This window comes from Gilliamella sp. Pas-s25, from assembly GCF_009795885.1.
In the GTDB taxonomy this organism is placed as follows: domain Bacteria; phylum Pseudomonadota; class Gammaproteobacteria; order Enterobacterales; family Orbaceae; genus Gilliamella.
This window is the reverse complement of the sequence record NZ_WTEV01000004.1, coordinates 20,047-39,393: the sequence shown is the minus strand read 5'-3', so window position 1 is coordinate 39,393 and position 19,347 is coordinate 20,047. Positions and strand designations below refer to the sequence as shown.

The window sequence follows — 19,347 nt, the reverse complement described above, 5'->3', positions numbered from 1 at the left end:
CATGGTATTATGATGTATTGCTGTTTAATTTAGAAATTGATACATATGAATTCAGATACTATTGTCGCACAAGCAACCCCACCCGGTCGTGGTGGTGTCGGTATTTTACGTATTTCAGGACCAAAGGTTCAGGCTGTTGCCCAAGCTGTATTAGGCAAATTACCTAAGCCTCGACATGCTGATTATTTGCCTTTTTTAGCCTCAGATGGTTCAACCTTAGATGAGGGAATTGCTTTATTCTTCCCAAATCCTTATTCATTTACTGGCGAAGATGTGCTGGAACTACAAGGACATGGTGGACCTGTTATTTTAGATTTACTGTTAAAACGTGTTCTTGAAGTCCCGCATGTCCGTATTGCTCGTCCGGGTGAATTTTCAGAACGGGCATTTTTAAATGACAAATTAGATCTTGCTCAAGCCGAAGCTATTGCTGATTTGATTGATGCTAGCTCAGAACAAGCGGCAAAATCGGCAATATCATCCTTGCAAGGAGTATTTTCTAAAAAAGTCAATGCATTGGTTGAATCCTTAATTCATTTACGCATATTTACCGAGGCAGCAATTGATTTCCCCGAAGAAGAAATTGACTTTTTATCTGACGGTAAAATCGAAGCACAGCTTAACGAAGTCATAGCTCGTTTAAGCGAAGTTCGGCAAGAAGCGAAACAAGGATCACTGTTACGAGAAGGCATGAAAGTCGTTATAGCTGGGCGTCCTAATGCAGGAAAATCAAGCTTACTTAATGCCTTAGCTGGTCGTGATGCTGCTATTGTGACTGATATAGCAGGCACAACCCGAGATGTTTTACGCGAGCATATCCATATCGACGGCATGCCACTACATATTATCGACACAGCCGGACTACGTGAAGCGAGTGACGAAGTAGAACGCATTGGCATTGAACGCGCTTGGCAAGAAATAGAGCAAGCTGATCGTGTATTATTTATGGTCGACAGCACAACGACAATAGAAACCAATCCAGAAAAACTATGGCCAGAATTTATTGAACGCTTACCAAAACAGATGCCCGTCACTGTCATCCGCAACAAAGCCGATTTAACTGGCGAAGCACTAGGATACAGTGAAGTAAACGGCTACTCACTGATTCAGCTTTCAGCACGAACAGGAGAGGGAATGACTTTATTGCGTGATCATCTTAAACAAGTCATGGGCTTTTCCAGTAGCACCGAAGGTGGATTTTTAGCACGCCGACGTCATCTACAAGCATTAGAAAAAGCAGCAGAACACTTAAATAATGGTAAGTACCAACTCATTACTTTCCATGCTGGCGAATTGCTAGCTGAAGAGCTAAGACTAGCACAAGAAGCCCTGAGCGAAATTACAGGAGAATTTACCTCTGATGATTTATTAGGTCGTATATTCAGTTCGTTTTGTATTGGTAAGTAGGTCAAACTTTAATTCTACGCTAAATAAAGTCTATTAAGCAAAACATTACCTAGTTGTTGGTACATTCCGATATCAGAATATGCTGACAACTGAGGAAATCTGCATCTCAAGTAAGAATTTTTTATCATGAACAAATTAAAGCTGGTGTGTAATACTTAAACCCATCCAAATGACTTTAAACAAAACATAAAATCCCCGAAGATGCTTTATAGCGAATTAATTTCATTAAAAAAACAAAATAAAAAACAAATAAAATAAATAGTCTACCTGAATGGTTTAAAAAAATCTCACGATATTGTAAAATCAATATATCTAGCTTATCACGGCGTTAAAATGCATCGATAATTAAGTAAAGTTAGTACGCCAGAAGGGGAGGTTTGATGAGAGCGTGGTCATAGATATTAATAATCCCAGCAAAGACCAAAATGTCAGAAATATAACATCATATTTTAATTAAAAAATTACCTATATCTAAAGTCAAATTATTTTCATCTTTACATTTATTTATCAAAAGTCCGCTAAAAAACTAGCCAACTATTTTTTTTACGACTATACTTTCATAGCGTTAGAAAAGTAAGCTTATTAAATAAGCAAGAATCTGTAAAAATTCAAACAGAATAAAATATTACTTGATGTGAGGGACATAATGCAGAATAATCTTATTCGACGAGTTTTTACACGAAACTTATTTATATCGTCGAAATTATCCCGAAAAAGCTTATTGGTGTTGGGGCTGTTATTATTATCTTCTTCATGGAATGTACAAGCTCAAGCGGGTAATCGTAGTGATATAATAATGATACCTGCTGATCCAATTGTCTTATTTGCTACCCCTACTCTTTCCCCTTACTATATTTATAATGAAGGTGTGAACGATCTTAAACCTGAACCCACGGCTCCTGAATTTGTTTACAATACAGGATTTTTCGCTCAACCACATCCTTTATACGCTTTTAATTTCCCTACCACAGGTGCTGATGGGGTATTTTTTGATTTAGTCTTAGAGGAAAATGCAAATGATTTAACATGGCAGTCAGATGCACACGAAGGAATTACTGCCACAGTGACAAGTATACCAAGGAGTGATTCTTGGTTTTATGAGGCTTGCAGTACTCTGGAAAGTTTTATTCCTTCCTGTAGTACAAGAACTATTTTAGAAAAAAGTACATTTATACGCGTTATTTTAACAGGTCCATCAGCGAATTATACTCAAAAAAACTCCAATAACCCAAATTTAGTTCATAGGCCACATTTGCCGCAACCATTTGAATTAGTGGGTAGAAATAGACATGGTGCTGAGGTGGTAAAGTATGGTTTTGTGTTGAAGCAGTGGTTTGTCCATCGTGGTGATAAAACGGGTAACCAATCTGAGCAAGCCGCATGGTGTAATGCGATAGGTTATCATACGCCAAGAGTAAAAGATCTGACCAATGCGAAGTGTGGCGTAGGTAACCCTCGATACGACGATTTTCCTTGTAGAAACGGAATAGACGGCGCTTCACCACAGTCACGCAAAAATAGCCTACAACGCAATATAGGAGCAGGATTCGTAACGGAATGGGGCACCTTGACTATGTATAGAAGTGCAGACTTTGCCCGCCGTAGTGAATATTGGACGAGCGATAGCGATTTCTTCGTAGAATCGGACAATGGCCGTGTTAAAAACCTAAACTCAAATTGGGTTTCTAGCTCTAATTATGGCATTTGCGTTTATCCTTAATACTAATTTCTTAATTTTTATATAAGATAGATATTGAGCTTGGGATTAATCAAAAGTAAAGCAGTTAAAGAATAACGCTCAGCGTAAGTGAATCTAAGCAATGAAGCAAGCGTTAAGCGCTTTCAATGAAATAATAAAATAACAAAAAAACTAGATTACACCATGAAGTGCAATTCGTCTTAACTCCTTAGAATAAAAGGAGCAGGGCTTTTATTCTAAGGCCGTTTTCTTGGGCGTGAGTTCAATAAATATTGTATTTTCTTTATTTGTTCGTCGTCAACGAATGAAATAGTCGCTGACGTTTGTTTAAACATGCGGCAATCTGCTCTGGCTGTAATAATGTATCAGGTATTTTTCAATTTGATGTCATACCGATCCTCTATGGGCTTATCATTACCGCTGTTTTTTCGCCTTTTCCGAGCAAGTGTCACCGCCTCATGCGCTTGATAGGCTTGTTTACGTTTGAATTTCTTTTTATCTCACTACTTATTGTAGAAGGATATTTAGAAACATAACACCATATTTTAATTAAAAATTTAACTATCAATAAAACTGGACCGTTTTTCTTTTTACATTTCTTTATAAAAAAAGTCAGCCAAAAAACTAGCCAAGTTTTTTTTTTATGGTTATACTTTCATCAACTTAAAAAAAGGATTATTTAATAAGCGAAAGAACATAAAAAGGATAAATAAAACAACAATTTACTTGACAGGTGAACCATAATGCATTATCATTTTAGGCACAAGGCACAAGGCACAAGCACTGGCAAACCTATGTCTTAAATTTATCAAATAACCACGTTAGACGAGTTTTTACTTTAACCTCGTTTATATCTTCGAAGTTATCTCTCAAATTACTATCAACATTATCCCAAAAAATTTCGTTGGCGTTGATACTCCTATCATTATTGTTGTCTTCGTTGAATTCACAAGCATTATCGGGTCAAAATAGTCAAGGAGGTGATCGCAGTGATGCCATAATACTGCCATCGTTACAATGGGGGATCCTCAAATCCGTAAAACCTATTCTTGATTTCGGCAGGAATTCCTTCGCGGGCCCCGCTGACATATGGAACCCCAAAGATGGATTCCTAGTTCAATCAACTGATCCGGCATCATACGCACTTAATTTTCCAACTACGGGAGCTGATGGATTATATTTTGATTTAATCATAATGGGGGAAGCAAGTGGATTGACATGGACACCAGTCACGCATGAAGGAATCACTGCAACAGTAACGAGGAAAACAGAATGTAATCGCGAATGTGATGTTGAGTTTCGTGTGACGCTAACAGGTCCAGAGGCAAGAGCTCAAATAAACAATCCTCATCCGAGTTTAATTGCTAAGCCAAGGTTACCGCAGACGTTTGAGTTAGTGGGTAGAGATATATATGGCGGTGAGGTAGTAAAATATGGATTTGTGTTAAAGCAGTGGTTCGTCAACCGCGGAAATAAAATAGATAACTATCCTAATACAGAAGCATGGTGTAATAGTTTGGGTTATCGAATGCCACAGGTCAGGGATCTGACTAATGCTAGAGCAGGACGTTTTGGTGCTACACCATCATCAAGTGGTAATCATTACCAGAGACGAATTGGTTCTGGATTATTCACGGAGTGGGGCGACATGCCCTACTACACTGATGCGGGCTTCGGCGTCTTCTACGGCTACTGGACGAGCGACGCGACAGGTAGCAACCAGTTCATTGTCCACTCGAGCGGCGGCGCCGGCAGCGTCGACAGCTTCAGTGTCAGCGACTCCCGCTATTTCCTTTGCACCGCACCTTAGCTTTTAGCGTTTATTTCTTAATCCTTAGGTCGCGGGGGTGGTTATGGTGCTTGAGAGGATAATATAACAAAGAATAAAGCCCCCGCGTAAGTTGGGGCGTTTTCCTTAGGGTTGCGCTATTGTGGCAAAGCCACAATAGCGCAACCCCCGCCGCCGATCCAAAGAGTCTTCAATAAAGTGAGGGCTAATTATAGGCTCAGCTTGGTTTACTAACCAACATTGCAATAATCGGTCACGATAAGCTGGTGCATAGATTTCGCGTAGCTTTGGGTCGCAAACGGCAAAACGTGTATAGGTGCTTGGTTGGTACTTTGGGTTTAGTACATCGCTTGCTAACTCGTTACAGAGTTCAGCAATGTTCAATAGTGATAACGATTTTTGTAAACTTTGTGCGGTTTGTGTGGCTGCATTTAATAATTGTTTTGTGAGGTTATTATGCATGATGAATTGCTCAACACTGTTAAATCAACTTTTGTTCAACCTAAAATATTTAATGATTTAGTGACATTATACCAATGCTATTGGCAAACGCATTGTCATTTACCTAAATCGTTTAAATTTACCACCGGCGAAGCGATTTTAACCGAGCTTACAGGGGCAATACGCTTTGCGGTATTGTCTAATATCGTTGACCGAGATAACATCGAAGAATGTCAATCAGCCGTTAAACAGTTACAACTTATTCGTGCTTCGTTAGATGTGATTAAAGGGTTGTTGTGTGTGGGTTGGAAGATGAAAATGATTTCGCACGGTGCTTTTGCTTCATTCAACCAATCCATCGACAACATCCAAAAACAGACTACTGGCTGGCAACGTTGGTTTATGGCGCAGGTGGATGATGAGGATTTGGGTCAAGTTAAATAAGTATTTTTAACTTACATCAAGAACAACATTTTGAATGCTTTAGGTTTTGGTGGTAAATAGCACTATTGAAAAAATAGAAGTAAAACATAAATAAAATCAATAGTCTATCGGAGCGATTTTATGCCTTTAAAAAGCACCTACCCCATCAACCAAAACTAACCCTATCAATAACGTGCCTTATGGTATCAATACTGTTTTTTGATATATTCGCTAAGTTTGATGGATTTGTTGGATCTTTTTAGCCAAACATAATAACCCGATTTTAATTTGAATAGATTTAAATAATCCGTAGTTCTTTTAAAGATAATTTAATAAAAGCATAAAAAATAGGCGCAAAAATTAAACCAATAACGCCAAAAAGAGTCTCTAAAAATAGCATCGCAATTAATAATTCACAGATACCAGCGTGAATTTTTGTTCCTACTATTTTAGCGTTAAGTACATATTCCATTTTATGAATTAAAATTAAATAAACAATAATTACCATTGCAACGGTGAATGATACTGTAAATGCAACAAAAAAGATTAAGACATTGACAATTAGATTGCCAATAATTGGAATAAGGCCAAAAATAAATGTTGCTAGCACTAAACTTTTACTAAATGGTAAATGAATACCAAACACAGGCAAAATAATAAATAACAAAATGGCGGTCATGATAGTGTTAAACAATGCAATCACAACTTGAGACATCGCTACATATTGGAATACTACCACTAATCGATTTAAACTGGTTTTTAGGGCTTTAGTTAATGCTCTTTGTTTAATTCGATTATCATTGCTACTGCGTTGATTTTCTTTATAACCTAAGATTAATCCAATAATCATTCCCACAATTAATATAACTAAATCATGGAATACTTTTTTGATGATAGATTGTAGATAAAAGACATGATCTTTAAAATAAACCATTATAGTTGATTCAATTTCATCAATATCATCAGGTAAATAATGAGTGACGCCTGACGGTAGACTGTTTACTACGTTGTTTACTACTAATTTCATATTTGTTAATGTTTCGGTAGGGTGCTTCGCCATATCAACAAACCAAGCAAATAAATACCAAAATCCACCAATAAAAATACTCATAATCAGTGTTGTGAGTACTAGTACCGAAACTAATTTTGATTGATGGCTAAAACGTATCATTTTTCGTGATAAAAATTCATCTAATTTTTGCGTTAATGTATAGGTTAATAAACCGGCAATCACAGCTGGCATTAGATGAACTTGCATTAAAATAATAAAAAAAACGGAAAACAGCGTGAGGCAAAATAGACCTAATTTTTGATTATTATTAAGTAACATGGTAACTAATTCCTTTCAATAAATAAGCGATTAAAGCAAAATAAATAGGTATTTTTTAGTGTCGTCTTAAAACCTAATCCAATACAAATTCTGATTGATATCGATACTCTTTTGTAAGATAAACATATTTTCAAAACTATGAAATAATTTAAGTATGCATTACCTGTTATTATTTGTTACTTAGTAAAAAATAACTTATTAGCTTTATTGCAGTTTGCATCTCTAAAAGAATCGATAAGATAAAGACTATTTAGAATAAGTCTACAGCCCAATTATAAAGGCATTGCATTAAGTTAACAAATAGATGAGATTATAACATATGATGAACTGTTCTTCCGATTTTTGCTAGTTGTTAAACAAACCATTCTTGATAGAATGGCTTGTTATAACGATAAAAAAAAGATTTACTCTTTTTCTTTTATAATGTTTTGATATTATATAAATTTTTTATTCTAGCATAACCATCATTTAAGATGGCCAGCAATGTAAAATTTTGGGGAAATCTTATATTAATATCGATAATAAAAATGTTATCTAAGTAACATGGTTAACGTAATTTTTCACAAAACTTTTCGCCATAAAATACCAAGCTACTGTTACCTCTTGGCACCGAGTAATGAAATTGTTGACGCACAGTTTTATGTTGCTGATGTGTATTTGCTTGGTATTCGGCAAGTTTATGGGCTAGTAATAATTTGGCTAACCGCTTATTGGCGTGTTGGCTGCGTTCGGTTTGTACTTTAACACTAATACCCGTTGCAATATGCATTGCACGAACAGCAGATTCGGTTTTGTTGACATGTTGACCGCCAGCACCCGATGATTTCATTGTGGTAAATTCAATAGCATTATCCATTATGTGTGAAGGATTTTGTAAACAGGTAACACCGATAAACCAATTTTTACGTTTATGCGCCGGTCGATACGGGCTTTGGCAAATCCATTGTATGGTTCCAAGCCAACGTTGAATTAATTGTTGACTCTGTAAACCCTCAATCGAAATAAGCACTGATCGAAAAGTATTGGGGTTATCACCCAATACGTTTTCGACAATTTCGGTTGTTACCGATAATTTACTTGCCTCATCTAAAAATTTTGTTACTGCTTTGGCAACAGCTAAAGTGCACTCGGCAGGCCCTCTGGCAGATGAAAAAAAGAGTAATGCCATTAATGAGCTCCTTGCGTTTTATAATTCAATATAGGGGTAAGCTGTGCAATCACTTTAACGATATTGACTTGTTGCATCGACTCAATCACACTATCGATTGATTTATAAGCTTGTGGTGCCTCTTCAAAAATTAAGCGACTATCTTCACAAATGACTCGGCTACCCAATTTCGTTCGCTTTAATTCTTGCATTGAATAACGATTATCTAATTTGCCTTTACAGTCTGCTCGTCGCCATTTACGCCCAGCGCCATGCGCTAGAGACATGAGGAGGTTTTCACTCTTTACTGGTTGGACTAAATAGCTATAATCTCCACGCGACCCCGGTACTATTACTAGCTCATCGTTTGCCGAAGAGGCGCCTTTACGATGTAACCAATAATCTTGCTTATCTAGCGTCACTTTTTCTAGAAAATTATGACAGACATTGAGTACTTCAAATCCTTGCGTATTAATATTGGTCATTAATCTTTCGGCAACAACTTGTCGATTTAATTTTGCAAACGCTATCGCATTATCGTGTTTAGCTAGATAGTTTAAGGCCTCAGGGCTGTTTTCTGATAAACCTTGATAACCAAAACATGATAATTGGTTTTGTAAAATCGCATGCCCTAATCCTCTTGATCCACTATGTACCAATAAAAACAGTTTTTTGGCATTAAGTTGATAGCGATTAAATAGCTGTTCATCAAAAATTTTACTGACTTTTTGTAATTCAGCAAAATGGTTGCCACCACCAATTGTGCCAAGATTGTATTTATGCCGTATATCTGGCTCATCAATATTGCCGATTTGTCGTTCTAGTTTATCAATACTTAATTTTGCTATATTGATTTCAGTTTGCCAAAATCCCATACCACAACCGATATCACTGCCAATTAAAGCAGGGTAGATGATTTCACGACTTAAATAGGCAGCTCCAATAGGATAGCCTTTTCCGGGATGAAGATCTGGCATACCTACTACTTTTACCATATTGGGTAAATTAGCGGTTGTCAGTAATTGCTCAATAGCCAAACCTTCGATCCATGTATTTTTTGATGCTATATATGACGCTTTGTCTGATAACATCTGTATAGAATTGTCCATATATCAATCCATTTAATAAATATTATTGTTTTTGATTTACCCTGATGAGTTATAAAGACAATTGTTTTGAAAGCATCACTCGTTAGAAAAACACATGCTGAAAGTAAAACGCCTATTTATGCAATTGTATTTAGCAATAATTAACCCGTACTTGATCACAATAGATGGGTTGTTAATCGAAAATAGTATTTACTTTATCTATATTAAGTTGTCTTTAAACATTGGGTATATGTTAATTGGCAGGCAAGGATCAGCAGAATGAATTGAAGTAAAAGCGGGAAGAGTAATTACTTAATTATTTTGCGATAAGCCTGCAAAGGTTAGTTACACAAATCATAATCAATTCTCCTTCGCAGTTAATAACGGCGTGTATCATAGTAATTTTTTTATACGATGTAAATAGTTGGTTAAAAATTTTAATTAAGAAAAACATAAAAAGTAAAATTTTAGTTTTTTTAACCTTAAGATAAAAATAGGAATAACACTTGTCTGTGAGCTATTGAGGCATAAAATCCGTTTAAAATGATTTTATTCTTTTTAAAAGAGGTTATTTAATAACCTCTTTTTCGATTTTTTGAAAATGATCAAGGACTATTATTTGATCACATAAAAGTTCACATCGCGAGTATTTCGGAGGGCATCAACAAATTGCCTTAATTCTTTACTGTAACTTTGCTCAGGATCGTTTTCTTCTGTACATTTGTCTTCTGAACCATAGCTTTTAGCCATTGCATCATTTGATGCCAAATTGTCGTACGGTTTTGTAAAATCACTACCTTTTAATGTCATAAGGTGATTCCAATCATTTAACAGACTTTCCATATATTGGCGACCTTCTTCGCATTTTATGCTATTTAAGTCAATCTTAGGAATAACATATTGGCTTATTTCACTGAACTTTTTAGGTTGGTAAGGGAAATTAATGTCGCCTTGCTCATCTTCTTTTAATAACTCAATAAAGTCACTTTCACGATATAATTTTCTTAATCGTTCTTGATAAGATTGGTTTTTCTTTAATCCTAGTTCTTGAGTTATTTCTTTTGGGAAAGGCTGATCATAAGAATAATCCCAATGATATTGGCTTTTTTCAATAAATACATCATTGATTAATTTTGCTGGCATCTCTATTTCTTGCTCTTTACCATCAATAATGGCTGGAATGTTATTGATTTCTCTGTTTTCTCTTAAGATCTTTTCGTATTGTTCATTATTCATCTCAGACGTTGAATAGATGACTGTGTATAAATAGTAGTTGCTTTGTGTTGGGTTAATCAGACCTGATTCTCCAAATTGAGCCGGTTTTACGACAAAATTGAAGTTGTCATTATTATACGATAAAGTATGTTTGCCGTATTCAAATGTATAATTAACACCTGATTTAGCTGGAATAGTTAATTCATTGCCATCAATTGTGACTTTTATTTCGTTAGCGGTAGGGTTGTCAATCCAACGGTCGATAGAACTAGGTTCAGAACAGCCAACAAGGATTAAACTGCAAACCCACAATAAAGAATATTTTATTTTTTTCATCATAATATTTTGTTATAAGTATAAAAAGGAAGTAAATATTATCATGTTTGTGAAAAAAAATTAAATGTAATCAAATAAAATAGTGTTATAAATAGGCATATTACTTGGTTGTTTATTAAATATACGTTAGAAATAGAGAGATTTTTATGAAATTAATAGTCGATAATATGAGTTGTCAGCATTGTGTGAAAATGATAACAAAAGCGATTAATGATATTGACCCAAATGCAAAAGTGACCGTTGATTTAACCAAACGCGAGGTTGATATCGAAAATAGTTCTATTTCGCAAGAAGCTGCTATCACTGCTGTTAATGAGGCTGGTTATGAGTTTGTTAGGACTGCATACTGACTATCATCTATATTTGATGACACTAGGTTTTTTGGGGACCTCTTTGTTATGCTATCTTGTTGAAATTTCACTTTAAAACAGAAATAACAAAAAATTTGTTTAAGATATTGGCATATTTTTGGGAATGCTAGAATGCTTTTATCTGTTTATTAAAAAGCTATTGTTAGAAGGATATATTATGAAAGGTAAAATATTGAGTATTACTGTGGCTATTATGGCTTGGTTTGGTGCGGTTTTTTTTGTTAATGCTTATCAGATTGAGTGCCCACAAAAAATCGACGTTAAAGAAAAAGTAGAAAACATGCCCGAAGGATGGGAGGTTTCTGACGATATAAATAGTTTGACTGTATCGTTTAGCAGCATGATTGTTTATCACGGTAAGCCTTCTAAAAAGGTGAGTTTAAAACCAGCAAAAGGAATGGTTAATGGTAAGAAACATGAGTTAATATGGGAAGTCGATTTTAAAGCAGATGTTGAACCTTATTATGTTGTTTGCTCTTATAATGTAAGCAGAATTGAGTTAATAAAAAAAATTGATTTATCAATGAAAAGTTGTTGGGCTGACTACTCTAAAAATGAACAAGGAAAAAAAGGAACACTTACCTGTAGCACAAGTGAAGCAAAGGACTTGTATTAGTTAAAATATGGGATTTGTTGTTATATGTAATAGCCGATAACTCAAATCCCACTAAAATTTTGAACCATAGTTTATTTTTTCAATACATTATTTTAATTTAAGGTTTAATGCTTTAGCGATACTTTTCATAGAATTATATAAAACGTCTTAAATCAAATTAATTCTAATCATTTACTTGTTACCACCATTGATAAAAATGATGTGTAGGACCAATGCTTTTGCCAATGGTTAAATTATCGGCATGGTTAATTACACCTTGCAAATAGCTTTTAGCTGCTTTATGGCTTCATCTAGGTTGTAATATTTCGGTTATAATGCGCAATTGCGGTAGGGTGTGTGCAATCCGTTCCGTAGATATTTTGAGTTTGAATTGCGTATGGTAGTGATGAGTCTTATTTTATGGTACAGGGCTTTTTTTGGCGACACCTTCGTTATGCCACATTATTGAAATTGCACCCCCAAAACAGAAATAATAAAAAAATTGTTTAATTTAGTTAACATGGTGAAAAAAGCTTAATTACTTATAACTAATTAATTATAATTGTTTTTATTTAATATATTGGCATGATTTTTGAAATTTTAGAATGCTTTTATCTGTTTATTAAAAAGCTATTGTTAGAAGGATATATTATGAAAGGTAAAATATTGAGTATTACTGTGGCTATTATGGCTTGGTTTGGTGCGGTTTTTTTTGTTAATGCTTATCAGATTGAGTGCCCACAAAAAATCGACGTTAAAGAAAAAGTAGAAAACATGCCCGAAGGATGGGAGGTTTTTGAGAAAGATAGTCTGAGTAGCGCTTTTCATAGCATGATTGTTTATTATGATCATCCTTCTAGAATGGCGGTTTTAAAACCAGCAAAAGGAACGGTTGATGGTAAGAAACATGAGTTAATATGGGAAGTTAATCACTATACGGACGTTGAACCTTATTATGTTAGTTGCGCTTACAGTACAAGCAGAATTGAGTTAATAAAAAAAATTGATTTATCAATGAAAAGTTGTTGGGCTGACTACTCTAAAAATGAACAAGGAAAAAAAGGGACACTTACTTGTAGCACAAGTGAAGCAAAGGATCTGCATTAGTTGAGGTATGGGATTTTTATTACATGCATTAGCAGATAGCTCAAATCCCACTTAGTCTGTTTATTGTGCGATTACCACCAGCGGTAAAAATGGTGTGTTGGTCCAATCCCTTTCCCTATATTTAAATCGTTAGCATGACTAATTGCGCCGTGTAGGTAATTTTTGGCTTGAGCTATTGCATCTGGCAAGCTGTTTTTAGGTAATAATGCGGCAATCGCTGCGGATAATGTGCAGCCTGTACCGTGGGTGTTTTTTGTTTGAATGCGTGGAGCGGTTATTTTAACTGTGTTATTTTGAGTGATTAAATAATCAGGGCTTTCATTGCTTGGTAAGTGTCCTCCTTTCATTAAGACCGCTTTACAGCCTAACTTGAGTAATTCATGCCCTTGCTTTTGCATATCATCTTCGTTTTTTGCTTCGTCACAATCAAGTAGTGCAGCCGCTTCTGGTAAGTTGGGTGTGATGATGGTTGCTAGGGGGAGTAAAAGTTCACGAATGGCTGTGATGGCGTCAGGTTTTAGGAGCGAATGTCCCCCTTTGGCGACCATGACGGTGTCTAATACGATGATCGGGATTGGGTTACTTTTTAGTAGGTGGTGGACGGTTGTGACTATCTCTTTATTCATGAGCATGCCCATTTTTACACTATCAATTTGAATATCTTGATAAAGCGTATTAAATTGGGCTTCAATAAATTCTGGTGAGATCGCTAATACCGCATCAACCCCTTGTGTGCTTTGTGCCGTTAAGGCCGTAATGACTGACATGCCATAAGCGCCGAGTGCAGAAAAGGTTTTTAAATCGGCTTGAATACCTGCGCCACCGCTAGGGTCAGATCCAGCAATGGTTAATGCAATTGTTGTCATAATAGTATTTCCTCTTTAGCTTGTTTGATTTTGTTAATAAGCGATAACGTTGCTTGTTGAATATCTTTTTTGCCACAAATAGCCGAAACCACTGCAATACCGTCAATGCCTGTTTGGATGACATTAGTTACATTGTTTTCATCAATACCCCCAATGGCAACAGCAGGGCACAGCTTTAGTTTTACTAACTTGCTTAACTGTTCAGTTCCCAGTGCGCCTGTTGCATCTTTTTTGGTTGTTGTTGGAAAGATAGGACCAATACCAATATAATCAATCAGTTGCCAAGGAGTGGTATCAAGTTGTTGGCGACTAGATACTGAAAATCCTAACCATTTGTTTTCTCCAATGAGTTGGCGAGTGACATCGGCAGGTAAATCAAGTTGTCCAATATGTACGCCATCGGCATTAACAGCTAAAGCAATATCCACATGATCATTTATAAATAATGGCACAGCTGTATCACTTAACGCTTCTTTCAATGCTAATGCGGCTTGATACCATTGTTTACCTGCCATTTCTTTTTCTGATCTTAACTGTATAGCGGTTACGCCGTTTTTGACAGCAATTTTTGTTGTATTGACCATACCACTAATACCACCACAGAGTAGTGGATCGAGCACTAAATAAAGGCTTAAATCCAGTTGTTTTTTCATCTTATATCCTTATTAAAGCGATGGGTTAAATAGTGAGAGTTGATCTAATAGGGATACCGAGAAGGTACCTAACCCTTGCTGTTTATTGGCAAGTTCAGCGGATTTTTTCATCATAAAACATGCCGAGGCGGTAGCAGATAAAGGGTCAGGTGAATTGGCTATAAAAGCTGCTACCATGGCGGATAATGAACATCCTGTTCCCGTCACTTTAGTTAAAGCAATATCGCCCCCAGTTATGCTATATACGTTGTTACCATTAGTGATATAGTCGATATCACCTGTCACTGCAACGATTGTTTGATATTTTTGCGCAATTTCTCTGGCAGCGTTTAAAGCTGATTGAGTTGAGTTTTGACCGTCAGGTCCTTTTGCCGATGCGTTTTGACCATTTAGTGCTAATATTTCTGAGGCATTACCTCGAATTACCGTTGGTTTTAATGACAATAATTGATATGCAATTTCTGTACGATAACTAAGCATAGGTCCTACAGCGACTGGATCAAGTACCCATGGTGTTTGTGTTTGCTGCGCTTTAGCTGCTGCTAATAACATACTTGTGGCTATGTTGCCGTGAATGGTACCAATATTAATCAATAAACTATCGGCAATGGAAACAAATGCAGCAACTTCTTGCTCGGCAACAACCATTGCCGGTGATGCGCCAATGGCAAGTAGTACATTGGCGGTAAAATTTTGGACTACATCATTAGTTATGCAATGCACAAGTGGGCGTTGTTGTTTAATGTGGTGGATAAAAAAGGTTGCTTGGTTAGTTGGGAATGATTTGACTGCTGGCATATTTATTTCCTCCTTATTATCTTTGCATGTAGGGAAGAATTTGCCAATTTTGTAACTTGATGGCTTAGACTTCCCTACGCTGGCATAATCCAGATCAGGTTCAACGGGTAAAATCTCAGTTTTTTGTTAAAACAAAAAACACCCCGAGTCAAAATTTATTGGGTTAGTATGAACTGACTATCTATTTTTAACAAGTTATTGTAATAATTTTTCAATGTCGGTAATTGCCTTTCTATCTGGTAAAAAGATGATTAGATGATCATTATCTTCTATAGTTAAATCAGTATTAACGATAATAACATCTTCACCACGCACTACAGCGCCAATGGTTGCGCCCGAAGGTAGTTTTAAGCCATTAATATTTTTGCCAACCAGTCTTGATGTTTCACTACGACCATTGGCAACAATTTCGACAATTTCAGATTCACCTTGTCTTAGTGAAACGACTTTAACAACGCCTGTTTGTCTTACATGACTTAGAAGCTCTGAAATGGTGGCATGTTGTGGTGAAATTGCTATATCAATCACACTATCATTAATCAGTTCAAGATAGGCTTGGCGTTGAATCAACACAATCACTTTTTTAGCCCCCATCCTTTTGGCTAGCATGGATGACATGATATTGGATTCATCATCACTGGTGACAGCAATAAACAGATCAGTAAGTTCAACTTGTTCTTGTGAGAGCAATTCTTGATCCGATGATTCTCCGTGCAGAACTGTTGTATTAGTAAGTTGCTCAGCAATTAATTCGGCACGTTCGGCATTGCGTTCGATTAACTTGACTTGATAGTCATTTTCTAAACGCTTTGCTAAAGTGACAGCTACGCCACCACCACCACTAATAATGATTCGTTTATAAGGCTTTTCTAACCGTTGTAACTCACTGGTCACAGCTTTGATATTAACTGGTGGGGTGATGAAATAAACCATATCACCAGCTTCAATTAGGGTTGATGATAGTGGACGTATAAAGCGATTTTTGCGATAAATTGCGACAACCCGTGCTTCAACATGGGGTAAGTGCTCTTTAAGTCCAGAAAGTTCACTGCCAACTAAAGCACCACCATAATAGGCGGTAACAGCCACCAAACAGACTCGATTGTCATAAAAAGACGCAAATTGTAACGAACCAGGATATTGTACTAATTGACTAATATGGTTAGTAATAAGGTTTTCTGGGGCAATGATATGATCAATATTAATACAATTTTTATTAAACAAAGGGTAATGTTCGTCATTGTATTCAGGTGCTCTAATGCGTGCGACTTTTTGTGGAATGTTAAACATGACATGACCAATTTGGCAGGCCATCATATTGACTTCGTCAGAATTCGTTACAGCGACAAGCATATCCGCTGATTCCGCGCCTGCGCTTTCTAAAACTTGAGGATAGGATGATTTCCCACAAATCACCTGTAAATCGAAACGTTCTTGTAGAGATTGTAATTTGTCATGGTTTTCATCAACCACAGTCACATCGTTTTGTTTTTCGGTAACGAGATATTCAGCAAGCGCACTACCTGTTTGTCCTGCACCAAGAATAATAATCTTCATAACTAACCTGTATAGTTAAATGGCTTTAATTGTTGCCGATTTATTTAGTCTATTAAAGCCATTGCATACTGTTTTATTTGTAGTAATAATCAATTATTGATTTGGTAATTATACAAAGCCGATTGCATCATAGACTTTTTTCAAAGTTGGTTCGGCCTTTGAACGTGCTTTTTCGGCACCTTCTTGCATGATTGAAAACAGATAACTTTCGTCATCCCGGTACTGATGATACTTGGCTTGCAAAGCACTTAGCATGTCAATGACTTGCGTTGCAACTTCGGTTTTGAGATGACCATACATTTTGCCTTCAAATTCTTTTTCAAGCTCGGCAATCGGTTTACCTGTCACGCCAGTTAAAATATCAAGTAGGTTTGAAACACCAGCTTTATTTTTTATATCGTAACGTACCACTGGCGGTTCGTCAGAATCGGTCATCGCACGTTTGATTTTTTTCTCAATATCTTTAGGATTTTCGAGTAATCCAATCACATTATTGCGGTTTTCATCTGATTTAGACATTTTTTTAGTCGGCTCTTGCAGTGACATAACGCGGGCGCCCACTTTGGCAATAAATGGCTCAGGAACAGTAAATATATCGCCATAAAGTGCATTAAACCGCATAGCAATATCACGCGATAATTCAAGATGTTGTTTTTGATCGTCGCCCACAGGTACTAAGTTGGCTTGATAAAGCAAAATATCGGCAGCCATCAGCACTGGATAATCAAACAAACCGGCATTAATGTTTTCAGAATGACGAGACGATTTATCTTTAAATTGAGTCATACGACTAAGTTCACCAAAATAGGTGTAACAATTTAATGCCCAGCCCAGTTCTGCATGCGCAGGTACTTGTGACTGTACAAAAATAGTGCTTTTTTGCGGATCGATACCACAAGCCAAATAAAGGGCCAGTGTATCTAATGTGGCTTTGCGTAATTTATTTGGATCTTGGCGTACGGTAATGGCATGTTGATTGACAATACAATAAACGCAATCATATTCGCCTTGCAGAGCCACCCAATTTTTTAACGCACCTAAGTAGTTGCCAAGTGTTAATTCTCCTGAAGGCTGAGCGCCACTAAATACAATCGGTTTACTCATAATTTGTTCCTAATTTATGCTAATTATTTTTTTGCATCAGCTTTTGGCTGAGGTAATAATGTTAATATGTCTTTAAAATCATCTACTAGAAAATCAGGATTGCTAGTAGCAATTGAAATACCATAGTTATAGCCATAGCTTAATGCAACGGTTGGACAGTTGGCATTTTGCGCTGCGGTAATATCATTTTTAGAATCGCCAACGAAAAGTAACTGATCACTAAATAATCCAAATGTAGCCATTACTTGATACAACGGTGCTGGATGTGGTTTTAATTTAATCACATCACCCCCACCAAGTACTAACGAAAAGTACTCTTTTATACCTAAGGAAGTCAGCAAGGCGGGCAAAAATTGTGCAGGTTTATTGGTCACTAATGCCAGCGGATAATCATTATCATGAAGCACTTTTAGGGTTTCTTTAACATTGGGAAATAGTTTCGTTTCTGCATCAATAACTTTGTCATAATGCTGGTTAAATAGATTTTTAGCTTTTGCAAGTAGCTCAGTTGATGGATCAACTTGAATTGCTTGAAATACTCGCTCGAGCATGATATCAATACCATTACCGACAAAATTTTTGACTTGTTCATTGCTAATTGTTGGTAGATTCAACTCTGCTAACATATTTTGTGTAGCTAGTGCCAGCCCCGGCACACTATCAACCAATGTACCATCTAAATCAAATGCTATTGCTTGAATATTTTTTAATTTATTCATATATAACTCCTGCTAACTCTTTACGCATGGCATCAATAACGGCTTTATAATCAGGTTGGCTAAATATAGCTGAGCCGGCAACAAACATATCAGCCCCTGCTTTGGCAATTTCTGCGATATTTTCTACTTTTACGCCACCATCAACTTCTAAACGAATATCGCGCCCAGATTCAATAACACGCTGTTTGGTTTGTTGTAATTTCTTAATAGTGGAAGATATAAAAGATTGTCCGCCAAAACCAGGATTAACACTCATTAATAAAATAATATCAATTTTGTCAATAATATAATCTAAATAATCAAGCGGTGTGGCGGGGTTAAGTACAATACCCGCCGTGCAACCATGATCTTTAATTAACTGTAAAGAACGATCCAAATGAACAGTCGCTTCTGGGTGGATAGAGATATTGGTTGCGCCAGCTTTGGCAAATGAGACTATTAACTCTTCAACAGGTGATACCATTAAATGCACGTCAATAGGTGCGGTAATTCCATAGTCTCGCAGTGCTTTACAAAACATTGCCCCCATGGTGAGATTAGGTACAAAATGGTTATCCATAACATCAAAATGGATAACATCAGCACCAGCATCAAGCACTTTTTGAGTGTCCTCACCAAGACGAGCAAAATCAGCTGATAATATTGATGGGGCAATAATAAATTTTTTCATAACCTACCTCTAATAACTCACCTTAAATTGAA

19 protein-coding genes and 1 riboswitch are annotated in these 19,347 nt (G+C 36.4%); of the genes, 7 read left to right on the top strand and 12 right to left on the bottom strand.

The genetic code is table 11. The annotated features are described in order from the left end of the window. Positions 1-45 precede the first annotated feature (45 nt). From mnmE to GQ593_RS02960, 3 genes are all read left to right on the top strand, one after another. The gene (gene mnmE / locus GQ593_RS02970) at positions 46-1,407 is read left to right on the top strand and encodes a tRNA uridine-5-carboxymethylaminomethyl(34) synthesis GTPase MnmE (RefSeq protein WP_160430553.1); all 1,362 of its coding nucleotides are present in this window, start codon (positions 46-48) and stop codon (positions 1,405-1,407) included. A gap of 646 nt (positions 1,408-2,053) precedes the next feature. Further along, on the top strand, positions 2,054-3,127 hold the full coding sequence (locus tag GQ593_RS02965; protein ID WP_160430552.1) for a hypothetical protein: 1,074 nt from the start codon (positions 2,054-2,056) through the stop codon (positions 3,125-3,127). A gap of 883 nt (positions 3,128-4,010) precedes the next feature. After that, positions 4,011-4,916 (top strand): hypothetical protein, encoded by a 906-nt coding sequence (locus GQ593_RS02960; protein ID WP_160430551.1) that lies wholly within the window; start codon positions 4,011-4,013, stop codon positions 4,914-4,916. A 105-nt stretch (positions 4,917-5,021) separates the two neighbouring features. Here GQ593_RS02960 and GQ593_RS02955 read toward each other — a convergent pair whose 3' ends face one another. Next, a complete protein-coding gene (locus tag GQ593_RS02955; RefSeq protein WP_160430550.1) occupies positions 5,022-5,357 on the bottom strand; it encodes a hypothetical protein in 336 nt (111 codons plus the stop codon). Here GQ593_RS02955 and GQ593_RS02950 point away from each other — a divergent pair. Continuing rightward, positions 5,352-5,780, top strand: a complete 429-nt coding sequence (locus GQ593_RS02950) for a four helix bundle protein (RefSeq protein WP_160430549.1) — start codon at positions 5,352-5,354, stop codon at positions 5,778-5,780. The genes GQ593_RS02955 and GQ593_RS02950 overlap by 6 nt on opposite strands. A gap of 277 nt (positions 5,781-6,057) precedes the next feature. Here GQ593_RS02950 and GQ593_RS02945 read toward each other — a convergent pair whose 3' ends face one another. The 4 genes from GQ593_RS02945 to GQ593_RS02930 form a co-directional block, all read right to left on the bottom strand. Further along, the gene (locus GQ593_RS02945; protein WP_160430548.1) at positions 6,058-7,089 is read right to left on the bottom strand and encodes an AI-2E family transporter; all 1,032 of its coding nucleotides are present in this window, start codon (positions 7,087-7,089) and stop codon (positions 6,058-6,060) included. 547 nt (positions 7,090-7,636) lie between these two features. Then, on the bottom strand, positions 7,637-8,257 hold the full coding sequence (prfH, locus tag GQ593_RS02940; protein WP_160430547.1) for a peptide chain release factor H: 621 nt from the start codon (positions 8,255-8,257) through the stop codon (positions 7,637-7,639). Continuing rightward, positions 8,257-9,345, bottom strand: coding sequence for an RNA ligase RtcB family protein (locus tag GQ593_RS02935; RefSeq protein WP_160430546.1), 1,089 nt, complete (start codon positions 9,343-9,345; stop codon positions 8,257-8,259). Before GQ593_RS02935 ends, prfH begins: the two co-directional genes overlap by 1 nt. A 594-nt stretch (positions 9,346-9,939) precedes the next feature. Further along, a complete protein-coding gene (locus GQ593_RS02930; protein ID WP_160430545.1) occupies positions 9,940-10,878 on the bottom strand; it encodes a hypothetical protein in 939 nt (312 codons plus the stop codon). A 143-nt stretch (positions 10,879-11,021) separates the two neighbouring features. Between GQ593_RS02930 and GQ593_RS02925 the strand changes: the two genes are divergently transcribed. The 3 genes from GQ593_RS02925 (at position 11,022) to GQ593_RS02915 (ending at position 12,948) form a co-directional block, all read left to right on the top strand. Continuing rightward, positions 11,022-11,225 (top strand): heavy-metal-associated domain-containing protein, encoded by a 204-nt coding sequence (locus tag GQ593_RS02925; protein ID WP_160430544.1) that lies wholly within the window; start codon positions 11,022-11,024, stop codon positions 11,223-11,225. 178 nt (positions 11,226-11,403) lie between these two features. Continuing rightward, entirely contained in the window at positions 11,404-11,862 is a 459-nt protein-coding gene (locus GQ593_RS02920; RefSeq protein WP_160430543.1) for an STY0301 family protein, read from the top strand. Positions 11,863-12,492: 630 nt separating this feature from the next. After that, positions 12,493-12,948, top strand: coding sequence for an STY0301 family protein (locus GQ593_RS02915; RefSeq protein ID WP_160430542.1), 456 nt, complete (start codon positions 12,493-12,495; stop codon positions 12,946-12,948). A 71-nt stretch (positions 12,949-13,019) separates the two neighbouring features. On the opposite strand, the gene thiD is transcribed toward GQ593_RS02915, so the two are convergent. The 7 genes from thiD to rpe form a co-directional block, all read right to left on the bottom strand. Then, positions 13,020-13,814, bottom strand: a complete 795-nt coding sequence (thiD, locus tag GQ593_RS02910) for a bifunctional hydroxymethylpyrimidine kinase/phosphomethylpyrimidine kinase (RefSeq protein ID WP_160430541.1) — start codon at positions 13,812-13,814, stop codon at positions 13,020-13,022. Beyond that, complete coding sequence (thiE, locus tag GQ593_RS02905) at positions 13,811-14,467, bottom strand: thiamine phosphate synthase (RefSeq protein ID WP_160430540.1); 657 nt, start codon at positions 14,465-14,467, stop codon at positions 13,811-13,813. Before thiE ends, thiD begins: the two co-directional genes overlap by 4 nt. A gap of 12 nt (positions 14,468-14,479) precedes the next feature. After that, positions 14,480-15,265 (bottom strand): hydroxyethylthiazole kinase, encoded by a 786-nt coding sequence (thiM, locus tag GQ593_RS02900; protein ID WP_160430539.1) that lies wholly within the window; start codon positions 15,263-15,265, stop codon positions 14,480-14,482. A 54-nt stretch (positions 15,266-15,319) separates the two neighbouring features. Continuing rightward, positions 15,320-15,421, bottom strand: a riboswitch (TPP riboswitch). A 39-nt stretch (positions 15,422-15,460) separates the two neighbouring features. Then, the gene (gene trkA, locus GQ593_RS02895) at positions 15,461-16,822 is read right to left on the bottom strand and encodes a Trk system potassium transporter TrkA (protein ID WP_160430538.1); all 1,362 of its coding nucleotides are present in this window, start codon (positions 16,820-16,822) and stop codon (positions 15,461-15,463) included. 108 nt (positions 16,823-16,930) lie between these two features. Further along, positions 16,931-17,926 carry a tryptophan--tRNA ligase gene (trpS, locus tag GQ593_RS02890; protein WP_160430537.1) on the bottom strand — a complete coding sequence of 332 codons (996 nt, stop codon included), beginning with the start codon at positions 17,924-17,926 and terminating at the stop codon, positions 16,931-16,933. A gap of 23 nt (positions 17,927-17,949) precedes the next feature. Beyond that, positions 17,950-18,645: a phosphoglycolate phosphatase gene (locus GQ593_RS02885; RefSeq protein ID WP_160430536.1), complete on the bottom strand. Its 696-nt coding sequence runs from the start codon at positions 18,643-18,645 to the stop codon at positions 17,950-17,952. Next, positions 18,638-19,315 (bottom strand): ribulose-phosphate 3-epimerase, encoded by a 678-nt coding sequence (rpe, locus tag GQ593_RS02880; protein ID WP_160430535.1) that lies wholly within the window; start codon positions 19,313-19,315, stop codon positions 18,638-18,640. The genes GQ593_RS02885 and rpe overlap by 8 nt, the downstream gene beginning before the upstream one ends. Positions 19,316-19,347 lie beyond the last annotated feature (32 nt).